The organism is Rhizobium sp. P44RR-XXIV (genome assembly GCF_001999485.2).
Taxonomy (GTDB): domain Bacteria; phylum Pseudomonadota; class Alphaproteobacteria; order Rhizobiales; family Rhizobiaceae; genus Rhizobium.
Genome location: NZ_MPVZ02000025.1, coordinates 382,292 through 404,224, shown reverse-complemented (window position 1 = coordinate 404,224; position 21,933 = coordinate 382,292). Strand labels below are relative to the sequence as shown.

General features: G+C 61.4%; 17 protein-coding genes. 15 read left to right on the top strand and 2 right to left on the bottom strand.

Translation table 11 applies throughout. The features are described 5' to 3' along the window. Positions 1-31 precede the first annotated feature (31 nt). The 5 genes from BSK43_RS07305 (at position 32) to BSK43_RS07285 (ending at position 5,977) form a co-directional block, all read left to right on the top strand. Positions 32-1,159 carry a class I SAM-dependent methyltransferase gene (locus BSK43_RS07305; RefSeq protein WP_205910597.1) on the top strand — a complete coding sequence of 376 codons (1,128 nt, stop codon included), beginning with the start codon at positions 32-34 and terminating at the stop codon, positions 1,157-1,159. After that, complete coding sequence (locus tag BSK43_RS07300; protein ID WP_077468543.1) at positions 1,156-2,016, top strand: RNA methyltransferase; 861 nt, start codon at positions 1,156-1,158, stop codon at positions 2,014-2,016. The genes BSK43_RS07305 and BSK43_RS07300 overlap by 4 nt, the downstream gene beginning before the upstream one ends. Further along, positions 2,013-2,531: a signal peptidase II gene (gene lspA, locus BSK43_RS07295; RefSeq protein WP_077468544.1), complete on the top strand. Its 519-nt coding sequence runs from the start codon at positions 2,013-2,015 to the stop codon at positions 2,529-2,531. Before BSK43_RS07300 ends, lspA begins: the two co-directional genes overlap by 4 nt. A 55-nt stretch (positions 2,532-2,586) precedes the next feature. Continuing rightward, positions 2,587-4,869: a PAS domain-containing hybrid sensor histidine kinase/response regulator gene (locus BSK43_RS07290; protein WP_077468545.1), complete on the top strand. Its 2,283-nt coding sequence runs from the start codon at positions 2,587-2,589 to the stop codon at positions 4,867-4,869. 268 nt (positions 4,870-5,137) lie between these two features. Then, the gene (locus tag BSK43_RS07285) at positions 5,138-5,977 is read left to right on the top strand and encodes a GNAT family N-acetyltransferase (RefSeq protein ID WP_246662520.1); all 840 of its coding nucleotides are present in this window, start codon (positions 5,138-5,140) and stop codon (positions 5,975-5,977) included. Positions 5,978-5,983: 6 nt separating this feature from the next. Here the strand turns inward: BSK43_RS07285 and BSK43_RS07280 are convergent, their stop codons facing one another. Together BSK43_RS07280 and BSK43_RS07275 are read right to left on the bottom strand one after the other, a co-directional pair. Then, positions 5,984-7,393 carry an adenylate/guanylate cyclase domain-containing protein gene (locus BSK43_RS07280; RefSeq protein ID WP_077468547.1) on the bottom strand — a complete coding sequence of 470 codons (1,410 nt, stop codon included), beginning with the start codon at positions 7,391-7,393 and terminating at the stop codon, positions 5,984-5,986. 80 nt (positions 7,394-7,473) lie between these two features. Further along, positions 7,474-9,762, bottom strand: a complete 2,289-nt coding sequence (locus tag BSK43_RS07275) for an NADP-dependent malic enzyme (protein WP_077468548.1) — start codon at positions 9,760-9,762, stop codon at positions 7,474-7,476. Positions 9,763-9,958: 196 nt separating this feature from the next. Between BSK43_RS07275 and mutS the strand changes: the two genes are divergently transcribed. The 10 genes from mutS (at position 9,959) to BSK43_RS07225 (ending at position 21,927) form a co-directional block, all read left to right on the top strand. Beyond that, on the top strand, positions 9,959-12,616 hold the full coding sequence (gene mutS / locus BSK43_RS07270) for a DNA mismatch repair protein MutS (RefSeq protein ID WP_246662519.1): 2,658 nt from the start codon (positions 9,959-9,961) through the stop codon (positions 12,614-12,616). A gap of 27 nt (positions 12,617-12,643) precedes the next feature. Beyond that, on the top strand, positions 12,644-12,937 hold the full coding sequence (locus BSK43_RS07265; RefSeq protein WP_068397638.1) for a hypothetical protein: 294 nt from the start codon (positions 12,644-12,646) through the stop codon (positions 12,935-12,937). Positions 12,938-13,085: 148 nt separating this feature from the next. Beyond that, complete coding sequence (locus tag BSK43_RS07260) at positions 13,086-16,001, top strand: [protein-PII] uridylyltransferase (RefSeq protein WP_077468550.1); 2,916 nt, start codon at positions 13,086-13,088, stop codon at positions 15,999-16,001. Then, positions 15,998-17,563 (top strand): murein biosynthesis integral membrane protein MurJ, encoded by a 1,566-nt coding sequence (gene murJ / locus BSK43_RS07255; RefSeq protein WP_077468551.1) that lies wholly within the window; start codon positions 15,998-16,000, stop codon positions 17,561-17,563. Before BSK43_RS07260 ends, murJ begins: the two co-directional genes overlap by 4 nt. A 308-nt stretch (positions 17,564-17,871) precedes the next feature. Continuing rightward, a complete protein-coding gene (locus BSK43_RS07250) occupies positions 17,872-18,264 on the top strand; it encodes a VOC family protein (protein ID WP_077468552.1) in 393 nt (130 codons plus the stop codon). Positions 18,265-18,435: 171 nt separating this feature from the next. Continuing rightward, positions 18,436-19,500, top strand: coding sequence for a tryptophan--tRNA ligase (gene trpS, locus BSK43_RS07245; RefSeq protein ID WP_077468553.1), 1,065 nt, complete (start codon positions 18,436-18,438; stop codon positions 19,498-19,500). Positions 19,501-19,575: 75 nt separating this feature from the next. After that, on the top strand, positions 19,576-20,067 hold the full coding sequence (locus BSK43_RS07240) for a universal stress protein (RefSeq protein WP_077468554.1): 492 nt from the start codon (positions 19,576-19,578) through the stop codon (positions 20,065-20,067). 115 nt (positions 20,068-20,182) lie between these two features. Beyond that, the gene (locus tag BSK43_RS07235) at positions 20,183-20,749 is read left to right on the top strand and encodes a NifU family protein (RefSeq protein ID WP_068397948.1); all 567 of its coding nucleotides are present in this window, start codon (positions 20,183-20,185) and stop codon (positions 20,747-20,749) included. Positions 20,750-20,773: 24 nt separating this feature from the next. After that, positions 20,774-21,430, top strand: coding sequence for a tRNA (adenosine(37)-N6)-threonylcarbamoyltransferase complex dimerization subunit type 1 TsaB (gene tsaB / locus BSK43_RS07230; RefSeq protein ID WP_077468555.1), 657 nt, complete (start codon positions 20,774-20,776; stop codon positions 21,428-21,430). Between the two features lie 2 nt (positions 21,431-21,432). Continuing rightward, on the top strand, positions 21,433-21,927 hold the full coding sequence (locus BSK43_RS07225) for an N-acetyltransferase (protein ID WP_068397615.1): 495 nt from the start codon (positions 21,433-21,435) through the stop codon (positions 21,925-21,927). Positions 21,928-21,933 lie beyond the last annotated feature (6 nt).

Below are 21,933 nucleotides of genomic sequence, written 5' to 3'. Positions count from 1 at the left end.
GCACGCTCATATCAATTTTGAGACAAGCATGGTGAAACATAGGGAAAACCGGCCCGGCCAGAAAGCAGCGGGCGGTCTCGGGGCAAAACCCCGGCGTGACATGCCCGGCAAGCCGCCGGCAAAGCCCGCGCATGCCTTGCGGCCTGCCAAACCTTCGCGCGATCACGGCGAGCGGGTAACCGAGCCGCGTGTTGCCGCACCGGCGGCCGCCGCGCCCGAACGTCCGCTGATCGCCCGAACCGGCGAGCGGTCGGCAGAGCGCGTGCCAGTCATTCTCGAGTCGCTGGGCGCCGGGGATTTTCACCTTATCGACACTGGCAACGGTCTTAAGCTTGAGCAATACGGCCCTTATCGCATCGTGCGCCCCGAGGCGCAGGCGCTGTGGCCGCCATCGCTCGCCGCCCATCTGTGGGACAATGCCGATGCCATCTTCACCGGCGATACGGACGAGGACGGCATGGGCCGCTGGCGCTTTCCGCGCGAGGCGCTCGGCGAAACCTGGCCGCTGCAATTGCTCGGCGTCGATTTTCTCGGTCGCTTTACCGCGTTCCGCCATGTCGGCGTCTTTCCCGAGCAGATCGTCCATTGGGCGTGGATGAAGGGACAGGTCGAGGCGGCGAAACGGCCGCTGAAGGTGCTGAACCTCTTCGGCTATACCGGCGTGGCGTCGCTCGTCGCTGCCGCCGCCGGCGCGGAAGTGACCCATGTCGACGCCTCCAAGAAGGCGATCGGCTGGGCGCGTGAAAACCAGGCCCTGGGCCGCATGGAAAAGCTGCCGATCCGCTGGATCTGCGAGGATGCGATGAAGTTCATCCTGCGCGAAGAGCGCCGCGGCAGCAAATATGACATCATTCTCACCGACCCGCCGAAATTCGGCCGTGGCCCGAATGGCGAGGTCTGGCATCTTTTCGAACATCTGCCTTCCATGCTCGATATCTGCCGAGAGATCCTGTCGCCGAAGGCGCTTGGACTGGTGCTGACGGCCTATTCGATCCGCGCCAGCTTCTATTCGATCCATGAATTGATGCGCGAGACCATGCGCGGGGCCGGCGGTGTCGTCGAATCCGGCGAGCTGGTCATCCGCGAGGCCGGCCTTGATGGCCGCACGCCGGGCAAGGCGCTTTCCACCTCTCTCTTCAGCCGCTGGGTGCCGAAATGAATCAGGATTTCCGTAACGACGGCCCGCGCAGGGTCGGGCAGGTCAAGGAGGTCACCTCGCTTGCCAATCCGATCGTCAAGGACATCAAGGCGCTGACAGTCAAGAAATCGCGCGAGGAGAGCGGTGCTTTCCTGGCCGAAGGCCTGAAGCTGGTCATCGATGCCCTCGAGCTCGGTTGGACCATCCGCACGCTGGTCTACGCAAAGTCCGCGAAAGGCAAGCCTCTCGTCGAACAGGTGGCGGCAAAGACCGTGGCATCCGGCGGGCTGGTGCTGGAAGCGAGCGAAAAGGTCATTGCGTCGATCACCCGTCGCGACAATCCGCAGATGGTGGTCGGTGTCTTCGATCAGCGCTGGCGGCAGCTGAGGGACGTCAAGCCGCAAGTTGGCGAGACCTGGGTGGCGCTCGACCGCGTGCGCGATCCCGGCAACCTCGGCACCATCATCCGCACCGCCGATGCGGCCGGTGCCTCCGGTGTCATCCTCGTCGGCGAAACGACCGATCCGTTTTCGCTGGAAACCGTGCGCGCCACCATGGGCTCGGTCTTCGCGATGCCCGTCGTCAAGGCGACGCCTGAGGAGTTTCTGGCATGGAAGAAGAAGGCCGATGTCTCGGTCGTCGCCACCCATCTGGCCGGCGCGGTCGACTACCGGACCATCGATTACAAGAAGAAGCCCGTCGTCATTCTGATGGGCAACGAGCAATCCGGCCTGCCGGATGTCCTGGCGAAAGAGGCCGATGCGCTTGCCCGCATTCCGCAGGCCGGCCGTGCCGACAGTCTCAATCTGGCGGTTGCGACGGCGGTCATGCTGTTCGAAGCCCGCCGCCATATCCTGACCCTTAGCGAGAGCCGATGACCGAAAGCGAGACCAATCCACAGCCGCCTGTAAAGCCGGCGCTGTTTTCCCGGCCTTTGCCGATCCTGATCTTCATCGTCATCGCCGTCATCCTTGACCAGATCGTCAAGATCACGGTCGATCACTGGCTGCCGCTGCAGGAAATGGTTCCGGTCATTCCGATGCTGGCGCTCTATCGCACCTATAATCTCGGTGTTGCCTTCTCGATGCTGTCAGGCATGGACGGCTGGTTCATTGTCGGCATGCGGCTTGTGATCGTCGCCTTCGTGCTCTGGCTTTGGCGGCATACGCCCAATCATCGCTGGCTCGCCCATCTCGGCTTTGCCCTGATCATCGCCGGCGCTCTTGGAAACCTGATCGACCGCTTCCTCTACGGCCATGTGATCGACTATATCCTGTTCCATACGGAAACCTGGTCTTTCGCGGTGTTCAACCTGGCCGATAGTTTCATTACAGTCGGCGCGGCCTGCGTGATTCTCGACGAGCTTCTGATGCCGAAAAAGGCGAAAGCTTAAAATTCTAGCGAATCCCTGAAGGCATCGGGAACGTTGCCCATGCTAGCCAGATTGCATGAGCACGCTGGCAAATCTGCAGGAAAAGCTTGCCGCTGACATTACGCGCGGCCAAACCGGATCGATCGAAGGGCTGACCGGGAACGGGCCGCCCTTTGCCGAGCCGACCGAGACGCTGCAGGAAGCGGAGCGGCGCCTGACACCGTCGGCGCGTTGGCTGCAACGCCATTGGCTGAACGGCGGCGGTCTGATTGTCGGTATCATCTTGCTCGCGATCGGCTTTGCCGGAGGCCCGCTGACCCTGGCCGGCGTTCTGGCCCTCGTGGCGATTACCCTGATCGCTATCAGCGTCTTCAATATGTGGAAAGACGCGCACAAACCTGCCGCTGTCGCCGCCGATCTCAGCGAGAGCGAACATGACCGTCTTTGGGAGCGTAAGGAAAGCAACAGTCTGCTCGCCACCATTCATGATGCGCTCGGCGATATCACGGTCACCCGCAGCATCGATCGGCGGATTCTGGACGCCAACGCCACCTTCCGCAAGCTGACGGGCAAATCCAATCCCGAAGGTCTGACGCTGGAGGAGACCGGCCTGGTCTTCCGCGCCGTTACCGACGCAAAGCATCAGGATGCCGAGATATCGACGCCCGAGGGTCGTCGCATCTTTGCCTGGCATGATGTCATATTTCGCGATCCGTCGACGGGACAGTTGTGCATACAGAGTGTGGCGCGCGATGTGACGGAAGAACGCCAGACGACCCGCCTTCGCGAGGATGCGAGGCTGAAGGCCGAATATAACAGCGCCGCCAAGTCGCGGTTGCTGGCGACCGTCAGTCATGAAATCCGCACGCCCCTCTCGGGCATTCTGGGCATGAACCATCTGCTTGCCCAGACGCCGTTGACGCTGGAGCAGGCCAATTACCTGACGGGCATCCGCCAGTCGGGTCATGCGCTGGTGCAACTGGTCGAAGATCTGCTCGACTTTTCCACCATCGAGGTCGGTCGTTTCCAATTGCATCCCCGCAAGGAAGCTTTCCGGCCATTGCTGGAAGGCGTCGTCGAGATGCTTGCCCATCGCGCCCATGAAAAGGGCATCGAAATCGCCGCGACCGTTGCCGCCGATGTACCCGAGGCGATGGAGTTCGATCCGGCCCGACTGCGCCAGGTCTTGTTCAATGTCCTCGGCAATGCGGTGAAGTTCACCCAGACGGGCGGTGTGCTCGTGCGTGCCAGCCTGCAAGGGCGTAATCTCGCAATCTCGGTGCAGGATAGCGGCCCGGGTATGACGGAGGAGGAGCAGGCTCGTATTTTCGGAGAGTTCGAGCAGGCTGGCACCATCGTCGAGAGAAGCTCCGGCACCGGGCTCGGGCTTGCCATTTCGGCTCGTATCCTGCGCGAATTCGGCGGCGGACTGAATGTCGCCAGCGAACGCGGCAAAGGCAGCGAATTCACCGTCAGCTTCCCCATCGGGTTGGTTGCCGAAGAGGACGGAAACCTCAGGCGCGATGCCGTGCTCAAGGGGGCGCACGTCCTGCTGCTTGCCCCGGAGGGCGCGGCAAGCACCGCCATCGCGCAGACCATTCGCACGCTCGGCGGCCATTGCCGCCTGATCGGCGCCGACGATATCGATGTGCTGAAGCGGTCCTCTTCGACGCAGGAAGGCGGTGCCTGGACCGATCTCATCGTCGATCATCGCATGGCGCCCCTATATTTCAGGGAGGGCAACGAGCTCGCGATGCCGGCGCTGCGCAAGATTTTCCTCGTTAATCCCGAGGAGCGCAACACCCATCCGCTCGATCTCTTCGATGCCTGGCTCATTCGGCCGTTGCGCGAGCAATCGTTGATCGATGTGTTGAGCGGCCGCATGCGCGGCATGGAAAAGCGCGATGCCTTGATCGAAGCCGTGTCCGAGATCGGCATAACCACGCCTGAGGCTGAAGATCCCGCCCTCGAAATCCTGCTCGGCGAGGATGATCCGGTCAACGCCATGCTCATTCGCGCCATGCTTGCCAAGGCAGGCCACAGGGTCTGCCTGGTCGAGGATTTCGATGGTCTGCGTGCCCGCACGGAAAATGCCGAGCCGCGGCCTGATGTTATCGTCACCGACTTCAATATGCCCGGCGGCGCCGGTGCGGCCGTGCTGGCGCAGCTGCGCGCCCAGGAGCGCCGGCATGGGTTGCCCGCATTGCCGATCATCGTGCTGACGGCCGACAGCCGCGATGCGATCCGCCGCCAGGCCTTGCTTGCCGGCGCCGATGCCGTCATCGTCAAGCCCGTCGACCCCCAGCGATTGGTAACGACGGTGCAAAGCCTGTCGAAGCTGAGCTTCGAACGCGCCTAGCCGGCTATTTCGTTTTCGAAGGAAGATTGCGGCCCGGATTCATCAATGCCCGATAGCAGGCATTGATGGTGCTCAACCACAGGCAATCGGTGCTGTTAAGTTGGGGACTGTGCGTTCATTCGAAAATTGCAACGGGCACGCTTCTTGCTTTTAGGAATGCTGCATGTCACTTTCCTGTCGCATGAATTTGGTTTATGGCGCTATATCGGCCCGCAGGGGGAGAATCGCCATGTCCATCGAAATTTTGAATCGCGAAGCTCAGGGCGAAATGGTTCAGTCTTCAAAGGCAACGGTTGCGCCGGTTGCCAGCGATGTGCTTGGACGCATCGGAAATCTAGAAACTCGCCTTGCCCGTACGGCGAGCGAGATCGATGCCGCTCAGGCTGTCCGCTATCGTGTTTTCGTCGAGGAGATGAAAGCGCAATTGCCGGCTGACGCCATGCGTCGTCAGCGCGATATCGACGGCTGGGATGCCATCTGCGACCATCTGCTCGTCCTTGACCGGTCGCTCGAAGGCGATCCGGAGGACCAGATCGTCGGCACCTATCGCCTGCTGCGGCAGGAAGTGGCCATGGCCAATGGCGGTTTCTATTCTTCCTCGGAATTCGATCTGGATGCGCTGCTTGCCCGTCATCCCGACAAGCGTTTCATGGAGCTTGGCCGTTCCTGCGTGCTGCCGGAATACCGCAACAAGCGCACGGTCGAGCTTCTGTGGCAGGGCAATTGGGCCTATGCGCTGAAGCACGGCATGGGCGCGATGATCGGTTGCGCCTCTTTCCCGGGCGTCCTTCCGGAACAGCATGCGCTGGCTCTGTCCTTCCTCTATCACAATGTCCTTGCCAAGGATGAGTGGACCGTCGGCGCCTTGCCGTCGCTTGCTCGCAACATGGACCTGATGCCGGTCGAAGCCGTCAATCCGAAGAAGGCGTTGATGGCGCTGCCGCCGCTGATCAAGGGCTATCTGCGCCTCGGCGCCATGGTCGGTTCGACAGCCGTCGTCGATCAGGCTTTCAACACGACCGATGTCCTCATCGTTCTGCCGATCGCCAGCATCTCCGACCGCTACGTCAATTATTACGGCGCGGACGCGGGTCGCTTCGCCAGCTGACGGATCTCAAGGGATCGCGAAAATATCCATCGCATCCGTGATACCTCGAAGCGCGACATGGTGAGATTGCGGGGTGAGGCCGCGCGTTGTCATCAGCTCGGCGGCGCGCGGATTGTCGAGCACTGAGCTGGTTGCGAATATCTCGCGTGATGTGGCGAGGTGCTGGACGCGGGATGCGATATTGACCGTTTGTCCGAAATAGTCCTGCCGTTCGTTCAGACTGACCGCGATGCACGGTCCCTCGTGGATGCCGATTTTCAGAAGAAGATCGTCGCTGCCGCGCTCTTTGTTGAGGCTGAGCATGGCCTCGCGCATCCGCATCGCCGCGACCAATGCCCGATCCGGCGTCGGGAAGGTGGCCATGACGGCATCGCCGATGGTCTTGACGACTGCGCCGGCTTCTGCCGCCACGATCTCATGCAGGATGCCGAAATGGGTCCTGACCAGATCGAAGGCAGCGAGATCACCGACCCTTTCGTACAGCTCCGTCGAGCCGCGCAGATCGGTGAAGAGAAAAGTGAGGCTGGTAATCTTCAGCCGCTGGTCGATATCGATCGTGTCCGTGCGATAGATGTCGCGGAACGTCTGGTTGGAGAGCAGACGCTTGGCGGTCAGGAACGGTCGGCGTTGGCCGAGCAGGGTGTGGAGAGCCTCGTTGGCCACGCAGATCGATGGCAGCACGCGAAGATCCGTGTGATTCTCCATCATAATCCGCAGTGGGCCTGGTCGCATTTCGATCGCCTCGCTGTGTCGGTGCATGCGGTCGAAAACAAGCGAGAGAGTTTGCCTTTCCTTCGATGGTTCTCCCTTCACATCGAGGAATTGCGCGGCGTGCGTAACGGGCTCGAAGATGATGGTAAACTCCGCCGGCAACTGAAGCGATATGACGGCCTTCTCGCCGGGCGGCAGTTCCAGGGATTCCAGGACGAATTGATCGACCTTCTCTTCATAGCCCTCATCGGGAAGGTCGATACCCGAGCCCCAGTAGATCTGGCGGAAATATTCGAGAGGCGGCAGTTCATGCGGATTGTGAGCCTCGATGTGGCGTACGCGCGGACTGACGGTGAAAGTGACTTCGACCATCTCGTCGAGCGTTGGCTCGTAGCCGGCAGCGCAAAGCGTACAATTGTAGGTGTCGCTTTGCACTGTTTTCAGCGATGTATTGGCATCCAATACCCCGCCGCAACCTGGGCAGAGAACATTCCACGACATCTCGAACAGGCCGAGGCGCGAGCCATGCAGGAAGGTGTTGATGACCTGCTCTTCGTCGAAGCCTCGATCGGCCGCGAAGGCAAGAACATTCACGCGGTTGAGATTGCGGTCGGGTGCCTCAACAACGAGCCGCTCGATAGCATCGACAATATCCGACTGCGCTGAATGGCGCAGTATTCCGAACAGGACCTGAGCTTCACCCATTCTTACAGTCTACACCGAATTGATACGGCAGCCCATAACCTTTGTTGGTCATAGGCTCCGCAATCTGGTCGGCCTAGAGGCTAGGATCCCGCGCCGTAGGCAGCGATTGCGGCCATGTTGACGATATCGGAATCCTTCGCGCCCATCGAGGTGATCTGCACCGGCTTGTCGAGCCCGACGAGCAGCGGTCCGATCACGGTGGAGCCACCGAGTTCCTGCAGCATCTTGGTGGAGATCGCGGCCGAATGGAAGGCCGGCATGACAAGTACGTTTGCCGGTCCGGAGAGGCGCGAGAACGGATAGAGGCTCTCCAGGATCTTGCGGTTCAACGCCACGTCGGCTGCCATTTCCCCGTCGAATTCGAAATTCACATAGCGCTTGTCGAGGATGTTTACGGCCTCGCGCACCCGCTCGGAACGCTCGCCCGAGGGGTGGCCGAAGGTGGAATAGGCAAGCATGGCGACACGCGGCTCATAACCCATGCGTCGCGCGAACCCCGCTGCTTCCTCAGCGATATCGGCCAGCTCCTCGGCCGTCGGCATGTCGTGCACGGCTGTATCGGCGACGAAGACGGTGCGGCCGCGGGCGAGCACGATCGATACGCCGATGACCCGGTGCCCCGGTTTGGCGTCGATGCAGCGGCGCACGTCGCCGAGTGCCGTCGAATAGTTGCGTGTCACGCCCGTCACCATGCCATCGGCATCGCCCAGTGCCACCATGCAGGCAGCAAAGTGATTGCGGTCGTTGTGGATCAGGCGCGTCACGTCGCGGTGCAGGTAGCCCTGGCGCTGCAGGCGGGCATAGAGATAGTCGATATAGGCATCGACCCGCTTGGAAATGCGGGCGTTGACGATTTCGAGGCCGGGACGATTGAGGTCGATGCCGGCGCGTTCGGCGGTGGATTGGATCAGATCCTCGCGGCCGAGCAGGACGGCGGTGCCGAGACCCTGATTGGCGTAGGAGAGGGCGGCGCGCATGACCTGTTCTTCTTCGGCCTCGGCAAAGACGATGCGCTTCTGGTGCCGGCGCACGCGTTCATAAAGCTGCGACAGCGTCGAGGCGATCGGATCGCGGCGTGCGGAGAGCTCGCGGGCATAGGCGTCCATGTCGGGCATGTCGCGGCGGGCGACGCCGCTTTCAATCGCCGCCTTGGCGACTGCTACCGGGATTGCCGAGATCAGACGCGGATCGAACGGCACGGGAATGATATATTGTGCGCCGAAGCGCGGCCTTGCGCCTTGGTAAGCGGCGACAACGTCGTCGGGAACATCCTCGCGCGCCAGGCTCGCCAGCGCCCTGACGGCGGCGATCTTCATCTCGTCGTTGATGGTGGTGGCGCGCACATCGAGCGCACCGCGGAAGATATAGGGAAAGCCGAGAACGTTATTGACCTGGTTCGGATAGTCCGAGCGGCCGGTCGCCATGATGGCATCGTCGCGGATGCGGGCGACTTCTTCCGGCGTAATTTCCGGATCGGGATTGGCCATGGCGAAAATGATCGGCTTGTCCGCCATCGAGCGGATCATGTCTTCCGAGAAGGCGTCCTTCTGCGACAGGCCGAACACGACGTCAGCCCCCTTCATCGCCTCTTCCAGCGTCCGCTTGTCGGTCTTGACCGCATGCGCCGATTTCCACTGGTTCATGCCCTCGCTGCGGCCCTGATAGATCACGCCCTTCGTGTCGCAGAGAATGATGTTTTCCGGGTTGAAGCCCATGGCCTTGATCAGCTCGATACAGGCGATCGCGGCAGCACCCGCACCGTTGCAGACGAGCTTGGTGGTCTTGAGGTCGCGGCCGGTCAATTCCAGCGCGTTGATCAGGCCGGCCGCGGCGATGATGGCGGTGCCGTGCTGGTCGTCATGGAAGACCGGGATATCCATCAGCTCGCGTAGCCGCTGTTCGATGATAAAGCAGTCCGGCGCCTTGATATCCTCGAGATTGATGCCGCCGAAGGAGGGGCCGAGATAGCGCACGCAATTGATGAATTCATCGACATTCTCGGTGTCGATTTCGAGATCGATCGAATCGACGTCGGCGAAGCGCTTGAAGAGGACAGCCTTGCCTTCCATGACCGGCTTGGAGGCGAGCGCTCCCAGATTGCCGAGGCCGAGAATGGCCGTGCCGTTGGAGATGACGGCGACCATGTTGCCGCGTGCGGTATAATCATAGGCAGTGGCCGGATCGGCGGCGATCGCCTTCACGGGAACGGCCACGCCGGGCGAATAGGCAAGGGAAAGATCGCGTTGCGTCGCCATCGGCTTGGTGGGGTTGATCTCAAGCTTGCCGGGGCGGCCCTGCTTGTGAAAGTCCAGTGCCTCCTGATCGGTGATCCCGGTTCCCGGACGCGACTTGCTCTTGCTGTCAGCCATTTTTCCTCCAAACCTCCTGTGGGCGACCGGTCCCTCTTGCCCGATAGCTGTTGTCTTCTATACCGGCGCGCGGATAGGGTGACACCTCATTTTTTGGAAAAACTGCACCTCCGTGAACGAACGTAAAACCCACAGCGTCGATGCTTTCTCGGCCGCCGAGCTTGCCTCGGAGGAAAGTCGCGCATCCGCGACTCCGATGATGGAGCAATATATCGAGATCAAGGCGAACAATCCCGGTTCGCTCCTGTTTTACCGCATGGGCGATTTCTACGAATTGTTCTTCGAGGACGCCATCGATGCGTCGCGCGCGCTCGGCATCACGCTGACGAAGCGCGGCCAGCACATGAGCCAGGATATCCCGATGTGCGGGGTGCCGGTTCATGCCGCTGACGACTATCTGCAGAAGCTGATTTCACGGGGCTTTCGCGTCGCCGTCTGCGAGCAGGTGGAAGATCCGGCCGAGGCGAAGAAGCGTGGCGGCAAGTCGGTGGTTCGGCGCGATGTCGTGCGTCTGGTGACGCCGGGTACGATCACCGAGGAAAAGCTGCTCTCGCCCTCGGAATCTAACTATCTGATGGCGCTGACGCGCATTCGCGGCGGTGCCGAGCCGCAGCTGGCGCTCGCCTGGATCGATATTTCGACGGGCGTATTCCGGCTGGCGGAGACCGAGGCTTCGCGGCTGCTTGCCGATATCCTGCGCATCGATCCGCGCGAGCTGATCCTGCCGGATACGATGTTCCACGATCCAGAGCTGAAGCCGGTCTTCGACATTCTCGGCCGCACCGCCGTTCCGCAGCCTGCCGTGCTATTCGACAGCGCCAGCGCCGAAGGCCGCATCACGCGCTATTTCGGCGTATCGACGCTCGATGGGTTCGGCACGTTCAGCCGCGCCGAGCTCGCCGCTGCGGCAGCGGCTATCGCCTATGTCGAAAAGACCCAGCTTGCCGAACGGCCGCCGCTCGGACTGCCGGAGCGGGAAAGCGGTGCATCGACGCTGTTCATCGATCCCGCCACTCGCGCCAATCTGGAACTGGTACGCACGCTTTCCGGCGATCGCAACGGCTCGCTGCTGAAGGCGATCGATCGTACGGTTACCGGCGGTGGCGCCCGGCTTCTCGCCGAGCGGCTGATGTCGCCGCTCACCGATCCCCAGCGGATCAACGAGCGACTGGATTCGATCGGCTTTCTTGTGGAGGAGCCTTCGCTGAGCGGCGATCTGCGCTCGGCGTTGAAGCATGTGCCCGATATGCCGCGCGCCCTGTCGCGCCTGGCGCTCGATCGTGGTGGTCCGCGCGATCTCTGGGCCATCCGCCAGGGTCTCGGTGCCGCCGGCGATGTCGCCCGCATGCTCGGCTCGGCCCTCCTGCCTGAGGAATTGAAGGCTGCATCGGCAGGGCTCAGCGGCTTGCCCGCCGATCTCGAAGCACTGCTCGCCGCCATGCTCGCCGACGAACTGCCGCTGCTGAAGCGCGACGGCGGTTTTCTGAGGGAAGGGGCGAATGGCGAGCTGGACGAGGTGCGGGCGCTGCGTGACCAGTCACGCCGGGTCATCGCCGGCCTGCAGCTGCAATATGCCGAGGAAACCGGCATCAAGTCGCTGAAGATCAAGCACAACAATGTGCTTGGCTATTTCATCGAAGTCACGGCCGGCAATGCCGGTCCGATGACCGATACGTCCGAGGCCAAGGCGCGCTTCATTCATCGCCAGACCATGGCGAATGCCATGCGGTTCACCACGACCGAACTTGCCGATCTCGAAAGCCGCATCGCCAACGCCGCCGACAAGGCGCTCGCCATCGAGCTGAAAGCTTTCGACGAGATGGTCGCGGCCGTCGTCGCCAATGCAGAAGCGATCAAGGCCGGCGCTCGTGCGCTGTCGGTGATCGATGTCGCGGCCGGCCTTGCGCTGCTGGCCGAGGAGCAGGCCTATTGCCGCCCGCTTGTCGACGCGAGCCGCATGTTCGCCATCGAGGGCGGCCGCCATCCGGTCGTCGAGCAGGCATTGCGCCGTCAGGCCGGTGGACCCTTCGTCGCCAATAATTGCGACCTTTCGCCGACATCGGACGGCAAGGATGGCGCCATCTGGCTTTTGACCGGCCCGAACATGGGCGGTAAATCGACCTTCCTGCGCCAGAACGCGCTCATCGCCATTCTCGCGCAGATGGGTGCCTTCGTGCCCGCCGCTTCGGCCCATATCGGCATTGTCGACCGGCTGTTCTCGCGCGTCGGCGCATCCGACGATCTGGCGCGTGGCCGATCCACTTTCATGGTCGAAATGGTCGAGACGGCGGCGATCCTCAATCAGGCGACCGAGCGCTCGCTGGTCATTCTCGACGAGATCGGCCGTGGCACCGCCACGTTCGACGGCCTGTCGATCGCATGGGCCGCCGTCGAGCATCTGCACGAGGCCAATCGTTGCCGCGGTCTCTTCGCCACGCATTTCCATGAGCTGACGGTCTTGTCGGAAAAGCTCGGGCGGCTCTCCAATGCGACGATGCGCGTCAAGGAATGGGATGGTGACGTCATCTTCCTGCACGAGGTCGGGCCGGGGGCTGCCGATCGCTCCTATGGCATTCAGGTGGCAAGGCTTGCCGGCCTGCCGGCATCGGTGGTGGCGCGAGCCCGCGACGTTCTGACGCGGCTCGAGGATGCGGACCGTAAGAATCCGGCAAGCCAGCTCATCGATGATCTGCCGCTCTTCCAGGTCGCGGTTCGCCGCGAGGAGGCCGTCGGCCGGCGCGAGCCGTCCAAGGTCGAAGAGAGGTTGAAGACGCTCGACCTCGACGACCTTACGCCGCGCGGCGCCCTCGATGTGCTCTACGAGCTGAAGAAAACTGTGACCAAGGCCGGCTGACCGAAAGCGATTTCCAGGGACATTAGGATGCATATCGAAAATCTTCTCTCCGAGGTCCGCGTATTGGCCGATCGCTTTTCTCCCATCGCCGCTCGCGGCAAGATCTGCGGCGAGGGCGAGCCGCCGGATTGCGAGTCCGATCGCGGTCTTCTGAACATCGCTCTGTCCTGCAGCCGCATTTCCGACATCTGTTCGAAGATCGCCAAGGCCGGCTATTGGGAATGCGAGCGCGAAATGGTCATGCAGATTGGTGCCCAGTCGCGAAACATACTACATAGCTTGAACGAGCTTAGACGGGCGCTGGATATGCCGAGGCCCTAAAACTGCCGGTTTCTGCATCGATTGCCGTCACGCTTCGTCAACCTTGACCCGATAGAAATCCTGAGATCATGGATTCGGCTCAGGCTGGATTATGGGAATTTCGGTGCAGATTGCCTGTGTCAATCGCCGGGCAAAGAGGCTATAGCGCATGCAGACGAAAAGACAGGCGCGCCGCCAGTGGCCCGTGGTCAACGAACAGGAATCCGGTCGGCAGAGCATGGAAATGCATGACATCGATTTTCCGGCTATTCTCGACGTTCCCTCGCTGAGAGCGGAATGCGAGGCTCTTGCCAAGCGCAATCTGGATAAGAACGAGGAGCGGTCCGCTCTGCTTGCCCTGTTGAAGAAGGCAAGTCAGGAGGGACGAGAAGAGGCGCGCCGCCTGCTGGCCTTCCAGGGCAGTGGGCTCGATTGCGCCCACCGCATTTCCTGGCTGCAGGACCAGATCATCACGGTCATCTACGATTTCACCGTCCAGCACGTTTTTCCGAAGCGTGCCGGTAGCTTCTCCGTCACTGCCGTCGGCGGCTACGGCCGCGATACGCTGGCGCCGGGCTCGGATATCGACCTTCTGTTTCTCTTTCAGCCGAAACCGGACAGCGAAACGCATAAGGCGGTCGAGTTCATTCTCTACATGCTCTGGGACATGGGCTTCAAGGTTGGCCACGCCACGCGCACCGTCGAAGAGTGCATTCGCGAGGCCAAGTCCGACATGACGGTGCGCACCGCCATTCTCGAGACCCGCTATATTTGCGGCAATGCGCCGCTTGCCAAGGAATTGGAGGCGCGCTTCGACAAGGAGATCGTCACCAATACTGGTCCGGAATTCATCGCCGCCAAGCTGGCCGAACGCGACGAGCGCCACCGCAAGGCCGGCGACACCCGCTATCTGGTCGAGCCCAACGTCAAGGAAGGCAAGGGCGGCCTGCGCGATCTGCACACGCTGTTCTGGATCTCGAAATATTACTATCACGTCCGTGACCCCGTCGAGCTGGTGAAGCTTGGCGTGCTCTCGAAGCAGGAATATCGCCTGTTCGAAAAGGCCGAGGACTTCCTCTGGGCCGTGCGCTGCCACATGCACTTCCTGACCGGCAAGGCCGAGGAGCGGCTTTCCTTCGATATCCAGCGCGATATCGCCGCCGCGCTCGGCTATCACGCCCGCCCCGGCCTTTCCGCCGTCGAACGCTTCATGAAGCACTATTTCCTTGTGGCCAAGGATGTCGGCGATCTCACCCGCATCCTCTGCGCAGCACTTGAGGATCAGCAGGCCAAGGCGACGCCGGGGCTTACCGGCGTCATCAGCCGCTTTGCCAATCGCTCGCGCAAGATCCCCGGCACCGTCGAGTTTGTCGAGGATCGCGGCCGCATCGCGCTTGCCAATCCTGATGTCTTCAAGCGCGACCCGGTGAGTCTCATCCGCCTGTTCTTCGTTGCCGACATCAACGGACTGGAATTCCATCCGGATGCATTGAAGCGCGTCACCCGCTCACTCGGCCTGATCGACAACGATCTGCGCGAGAACGAGGAGGCGAACCGTCTTTTCCTCTCCATCCTCACGTCGAAGCGCGATCCGGCGCTGATCCTGCGCCGCATGAACGAGGCCGGTGTGCTTGGCCGCTTCATTCCGGAATTCGGCAAGATCGTCTCGATGATGCAGTTCAACATGTATCACCACTATACGGTGGACGAGCATCTGATCCGCGCCGTCGAGGTGCTGTCGGAGATCGACAAGGGCAAGGCGGAGGATATTCATCCGCTGACTAACAAGCTGATGCCCGGTATCGAGGACCGTGACGCGCTTTATGTTGCCGTGCTCCTGCACGATATCGCCAAGGGCCGCGAGGAGGATCACTCCGAAGCCGGCGCCAAGGTGGCCCGCAAGCTCTGCCCGCGCTTTGGCCTGTCGCCCAAGCAGACCGAGCTGGTGGTGTGGCTGATCGCCGAGCATCTCACAATGTCGATGGTTGCGCAGACGCGTGACCTGACCGACCGCAAGACCATCATCGACTTCGCCGATCGGGTGCAGTCGCTCGACCGCCTGAAGATGCTGCTGATCCTGACCGTCTGCGATATCCGCGCAGTCGGCCCGGGCGTCTGGAACGGCTGGAAGGGCCAGCTGCTGCGCACGCTCTATTATGAAACCGAGCTGCTGCTGGCTGGCGGCTTCTCCGAAGTGTCGCGCAAGGAACGTGCCGAGGCCGCTGCCCACGCGCTCGAACATGCGCTTGCGGACTGGAGCGAGAAGGATCGCGAGGCCTACGTCAAGCTGCACTACCAGCCCTATCTCCTGTCCGTGCCGCTGGAAGACCAGATCCGTCATACCCAGTTCATTCGCCAGACCGACAAGTCGGGCAAGGTGCTGGCGACCATGGTGCGCACCGACAGCTTCCACGCCATCACCGAGATCACCGTGCTCTCGCCCGACCATCCGCGTCTCCTGACCGTGATTGCCGGCGCTTGCGCGGCTGCCGGCGCCAATATCGCCGACGCGCAGATCTTCACGACGGCCGACGGTCGAGCCCTTGACACCATCCACGTCAGCCGCGAATTCGCCGATGATGCCGATGAGCTTCGTCGCGCGGGCACCATCGGCAAGATGATCGAAGACGTGCTGGCCGGCCGCAAGCGGCTGCCGGAAGTGATTGCGACGCGAACGAAGAACCGCCGCAAGAACAAGGCCTTCGTGATCCCGCCATCGGTGATCATTTCCAATAGCCTCTCCAACAAGTTCACGGTCATCGAGGTCGAGTGCCTTGACCGCACCGGTCTGCTGTCGGAAATCACGGCCGTTCTCTCGGATCTCTCGCTCGATATCCAGTCGGCCCGCATCACCACCTTCGGCGAGAAGGTCATCGACACTTTCTATGTCACCGATCTCGTCGGGCAGAAGATCTCCAACGAGAACAAGCGGGCCAATATCACCGCGCGCTTGAAGGCTGTCATGGCGGGCGAGGAGGATGAGATGCGCGAACGCATGCCCTCCGGCATCATCGCGCCTGCCGCCACGCGCTCGGCTGCCGCCGAGAAGTCAGATATCGAAAAGAAGGCCGGTTCTGCCGCATGAGCCTCGTTAAGAAATTCATCACCGTCGGTGGGGCGACGCTTGGCAGCCGCATCTTCGGCTTTGCCCGCGAAACCCTGATGGCCGCAGCGCTTGGCACCGGGCCGATGGCTGACGTGTTCTATGCCGCCTTCCGCTTTCCGAACCTCTTCCGCCGCCTGTTCGCAGAAGGCGCCTTCAACGCGGCCTTCGTGCCGCTCTTTGCCAAGGAGATCGAGGCGAACGGCATCGAGGGCGCGAAGCGCTTCTCCGAGGAAGTGTTCGGCGTTCTCTTTTCCGTTCTGCTGCTGATCACCATCGTCATGGAGCTGGCCATGCCGCTCCTGGTGCGTTGGGTCATCGCGCCCGGCTTCGCCGACGATGCCGAGAAATTCGACCTGACGGTCCGGTTGGCCGCCGTCATGTTCCCCTATCTGATGTCGATGTCGCTGACGGCGATGATGAGCGGCATGCTGAATTCGCTGCATCATTTCTTCGCTGCCGCCGTGGCTCCGATCTTCCTCAACCTGGTGATGATCAGCGCCCTGTTTTACGCAATCTATTACGGCGCCGACCCGCTGACCACTGCTTGGTACCTGTCCTGGTCGGTGCTGGTGGCAGGCGTGCTGCAGCTGGCCGTCGTCTATATCGGCGTGCGCCATGCCGGCATCAATATCGGCCTGCGCTTTCCGCGCTTCACGCCCAATGTCAAACGGCTACTGCTTCTTGCCATCCCGGCGGCCATCACCGGCGGCGTCACCCAGATCAATCTGGTGATCGGCCAGGCGATCGCCTCGGGCAAGGAAGGCGCGATCGCCGCCCTGCAATATGCAGACCGCATCTACCAGCTGCCGCTCGGCGTCGTCGGCGTTGCGGTGGGTATCGTGCTTCTGCCCGAACTGGCCCGCTCGCTGAAGTCAGGCCATATCGAGGAAGCCGCCAATACCCAGAACCGCTCGATCGAATTCGTGCTGTTCCTGACCCTGCCGGCCGCTGTTGCCCTCTGGCTTCTCTCTGACGATATCATCCGCGTGCTTTACGAGCGCGGCGCCTTTAATGCGGAAAATACAAAGCTGGTCGGCTCCATCCTCGCCATCTTCGGCCTTGGCCTGCCGGCTTTCGTGCTGATCAAGGCACTTCAGCCCGGCTTTTATGCCCGCGAAGATACGAAATCGCCGATGCGCTACACGGCCGTCGCCGTCGCCGTCAACTCGGTGCTATCAATCCTGCTTTTCCCGGTGCTGGCCGAACGAGGCATTGCGGTCGCCGAAGCGGTTGCCGGTTGGCTGAACGCCGTACAGCTCTTCGTCACGCTCTATCGTCGGGGACACCTTTCCTGGGAGTGGTCGCTGGCGCGCCGCACTGTGATGCTGCTCATCTCCTCCGCCGTCATGGGCGGCGTCATCGTATATCTGGCTGATCGCTGGGAACCGCTTCTGGGGGGGAGCTCGTCGCTGCTGACCAAAACCGGCGTTCTGGGCTTGCTCATATTGATTGCGATGGTGGTGTATTTCGTTGTCGCCTTCATCATCGGCGGCGTGGATTTGGGCATGATACGCCGCAAATTGAAGCGCAAGCCGGCATAGCCCGTTTCGGACACAGAGATCGTGAGCGGGGAGTAGGGGCAAATTAGAGGGCGGCTTATGCCTCGGCTATGGTACCCCCCTCTGTCACTTTCGTGACATCTCCCCCACAAGGGGGGAGATTGGTAACACGTTACAGCCTCGCGTAATCAGCTAAGGTCGCATCTATCGAATCTGAGCCTATTGTTTTTGTAGGATCTGCGGCAAACTCCCAACGATCTCCCCCCTTGTGGGGGAGATGTCACGAAAGTGACAGAGGGGGGTACGCACTCTCCGCATACTCAAAATCTATTTGCTCCCGGAGTCCTCCAATGCCCCAATCCCTCTTCCTCGTCGCCCTCGTCGTTGATGATTATGATCGCGCCAAGTCCTTCTATTGCGACGGCCTGGGTTTCGAGTGCCTGCAGGACGAAGTGCAGCCGGAGGGCAAGCGTTGGGTTGTCATCAAGCCGAAGGGCACGGAAGGGGCGGCGCTGCTGCTCGCTCAAGCCGCCGATGAAAGCCAGCGCGCTGTGATCGGCAACCAGACCGGCGGCCGCGTCGGCTTCTTCCTCAAGACCGATGATTTCGCCCGTGATCATGCCGCGATGCTTGGCAAGGGCGTGCGGTTCCGGGAAGAGCCGCGCCATGAAGTCTATGGCACGGTGGCGGTCTTTGCCGATCCCTACGGCAATACCTGGGATCTGATCCAGCATTCTTCGTGAGCCTCCAAGACATAGCCTCTTGATCCCGGCCTGTCTGCCGTGCATAAGCCGCTCGAAACCAAGGGTCGAGCGCGGCTCTGGAATCAAATAGTGGAGCATGATGTCGTCCGAAAACCGCTCACACTTTTCGGCATCATGCTCTAGGCCCTCCACAAGCCTTTCGAGGACGACATGACCGAATTCAAGCCGCTCGTATTCTCCGGCGTCCAGCCCACCGGCAACCTTCATCTCGGCAATTATCTCGGCGCGATCCGCAAGTTCGTGGCGCTGCAGGCCAACAACGACTGCATCTATTGTGTCGTCGACATGCATGCGCTCACCGCCCAGCTGGTGCATGAGGATATGCCGGGCCAGACGCGGTCGATCACCGCTGCGTTTCTGGCTGCCGGCATCGATCCGGAAAAGCATATCGTCTTCAATCAGTCGGCCGTCCCGGGTCATGCCGAACTTGCCTGGATCTTCAACTGCGTCGCCCGCATCGGCTGGATGAACCGCATGACGCAGTTCAAGGACAAGGCCGGCAAGGACCGCGAGCAGGCCTCCCTTGGCCTTTATGCCTATCCGAGCCTGATGGCCGCCGACATCCTGCTTTATCGCGCCACGCATGTTCCTGTTGGAGACGACCAGAAACAGCATCTGGAACTGACCCGCGACATCGCCATGAAGTTCAATCTGGACTACATGGAGCATATTCGCCGCACGGGCTATGGCATCGACATCACCGTCGGCGACGAGCCGGTGCATGCCTATTTCCCGATGGTCGAACCGCTGATCGATGGCCCCGCGCCGCGCGTCATGTCGCTGCGTGACGGCACAAAGAAAATGTCGAAGTCAGACGCTTCCGACCTGTCGCGCATCAACCTGCTCGACGATGAGGAGAATATCTCGAAGAAGATCCGCAAGGCCAAGACCGATCCGGATGGCTTGCCGAGCGAAGCCGAGGGTCTTGCCGGCCGCCCGGAAGCCGACAATCTGGTCGGCATCTATGCAGCGCTTGCCGACAAGTCCAAGGCGGAAGTTCTGTCCGAATTTGGCGGTCAGCAATTCTCGGTCTTCAAGCCGGCTCTGGTTGATCTTGCCGTGCACGTGCTTTCGCCGATCACCACCGAGATGCGCCGCCTGATGGCCGATCCTGGCCATATCGATAGCGTTCTGCGCGACGGCAGCGCCCGCGCCCGCGCCCGCGCCGACGTGACGATGAAGCAGGTGCGGGATATCGTCGGCTTCATCTACTGATGATCTTGTAGGGCAGGGCTCCCGTCGAAAAACGGGGGCTTGCAAAACGCCGTCTCCGGGTGTTTGAGTCGCCTCATGGTTTCAAAACGTCTCTCACGGCTCGAAGGTCATCGCCGCAAATTCATGGCGGTCATCGACGGCACACCGGAATGCCAGCGCGCCGTCCATTATGCCGGCCGGCGTGCCAAGAATTCCAATGGCGGCCTCGTACTCCTCTATGTGATCCCCGATGGCGACTTCCAGCAATGGCTTGGCGTCGAGGAGATCATGCGGGCGGAGGCACGCGAGGAAGCCGAAGCGGTGACGGCAAAGGCGGCCCAGACCATCCGCGAGACGGTCGGCATTGATGCGGAAATCGTCATTCGCGAGGGCGCGGCGGCCGAGCAGATCAATGCGGTGATCGAAGAGGATCGCGATATTGCGCTTCTCGTTCTCGCTGCCGGTTCTGCCAAAGAGGGCCCGGGTCCCCTGGTTTCGTCGGTCGCCGGGCGAGCGGCAGCTTTCCCGATCCCCGTGACGGTGCTGCCGGATACGTTGACCAACGAAGAAATCGACGCACTCAGCTGATGCGCCAGACGATTTCTTGAGAAACACTCTCTTGAATAAACTGGCCAAAAAGCCTATCTTCTTTTGAAATATTCTAAAGTCGGGACCGGGTTTTGCCCGCCGCATGGAGATCAAGATGTTCATTCAGACCGAAGCGACGCCGAACCCCGCGACCTTGAAGTTCCTGCCGGGCAAGGTGGTGATGGAAACCGGTACGGCCGAGTTCCGCAGCGCCGACGAAGCTGAGGCTTCCCCGCTTGCGGCTCGCCTCTTTGAAATCCCTGGCGTCACCGGCGTTTATTTCGGTTACGATTTCATTTCCGTCTCCAAGGAAGAGCAGGAATGGCAGCATCTGAAGCCCGCCATTCTCGGTTCGATCATGGAACATTTCATGTCGGGCAAGCCCGTCATGGGCTCGGCTTCGGTTCTGTCCGAAGTACAGGATGCCGGCGGCGAATTCTTCGATGAGGGCGACGAGGCGATCGTGCTGACCATCAAGGAACTGCTTGATACGCGCGTGCGCCCGGCCGTTGCCCAGGATGGCGGCGACATCACCTTCCGTGGCTTCCGCGACGGCAAGGTCTACCTCAATATGAAGGGATCCTGCGCCGGTTGCCCGTCTTCGACAGCGACGTTGAAGCACGGCGTGCAGAACCTGCTGCGCCATTTCGTGCCGGAAGTGCAGGAAGTCGAAGCCGTTTAATCCCGACGTTTCGGATAAGTTGACATGATCGTACTGGCGCTCGACACCGCAGGTGTGGATTGCGCTGCCGCAGTGTATGATAGCGGCAGTGATTCTGTGATGGGGGAGGTCACGGAAACGATCGGGCGGGGACATGCCGAGCATTTGATGCACGTGGTCGACGAGGCGCTGGCGAAAGCCGGTACAGCGCTCTCGGCAATCGAACGCGTCGTCGTGACCGTCGGGCCCGGTTCCTTCACCGGCATCCGCATCGGCGTTGCCGCCGCACGCGGTTTCGCACTTTCCCTCAATGTTCCTGCGGTTGGTGTTACGACCCTCGAGGTCATGGCAGCGACTGCACGAGATCAGAATCCTGGCAAGCCGGTTCTGGCCGCCATCGACGCGAAGCGCGAGGAGATCTATCTCCAGGGCTTCGACGCCAATGGCGACCCGCTGGACGAGGCGCGGGCCGTGACGATCGACGAGGCGCGGATAGTTGCCGGCGCTTTCGACGGTATCGTCACCGGAACCGCCGTCGCCCGGTTGAGCGACGCGCCGCCAGCGGAGCGGCCAGACGCATTTCCGATTGCCGTCATCGCCCGGCTGGGCGCTGCCAAACCTGTCAGCGAAAAGCCGAAGCCGCTTTATCTTCGCGGACCCGATGCCAGACCGCAGGCCGGATACGCAGTTGCCAGGCAATAGAAATGCTCGAATCCTATCTCACCTTGAAAGCCGAATACGAAATCATCCCCATGGAGCTGAAGGATTGCGTCGAGGTGGCGCTCCTGCACGGCGAAAGGTTCTCCCGCGTCTGGGACGAAAGTGAATTTCAGGATCTTCTCTCGCAGGAGACGACCTTCGGCTTCGTCGCCCGCCAGACCAATGCGATCCTGAAAAAGGCGCTTCCCGGCTTCGTACTGGCAAGGCATGTGGCGGGTGAGGCCGAAATCCTGACGATCGCCGTCAACGCCAAGCTTGGCCGCTCGGGCCTCGGCTGGCGGTTGATGCAGGCAGCCCTCCGTGAAGCGGGCAATCGCGGCGGCGAAACCATGTTTCTGGAGGTCGATGGCGGCAACCAGCCGGCTCTCGGCCTCTACCGCAAGCTTGGTTTCGAGACGGTCGGTGAGCGCAAGGCCTATTACGTCAACGACAATGGTACCAAGTCGACGGCGCTTGTCATGCGGCGCGTTCTTCGCTAGTCCGTT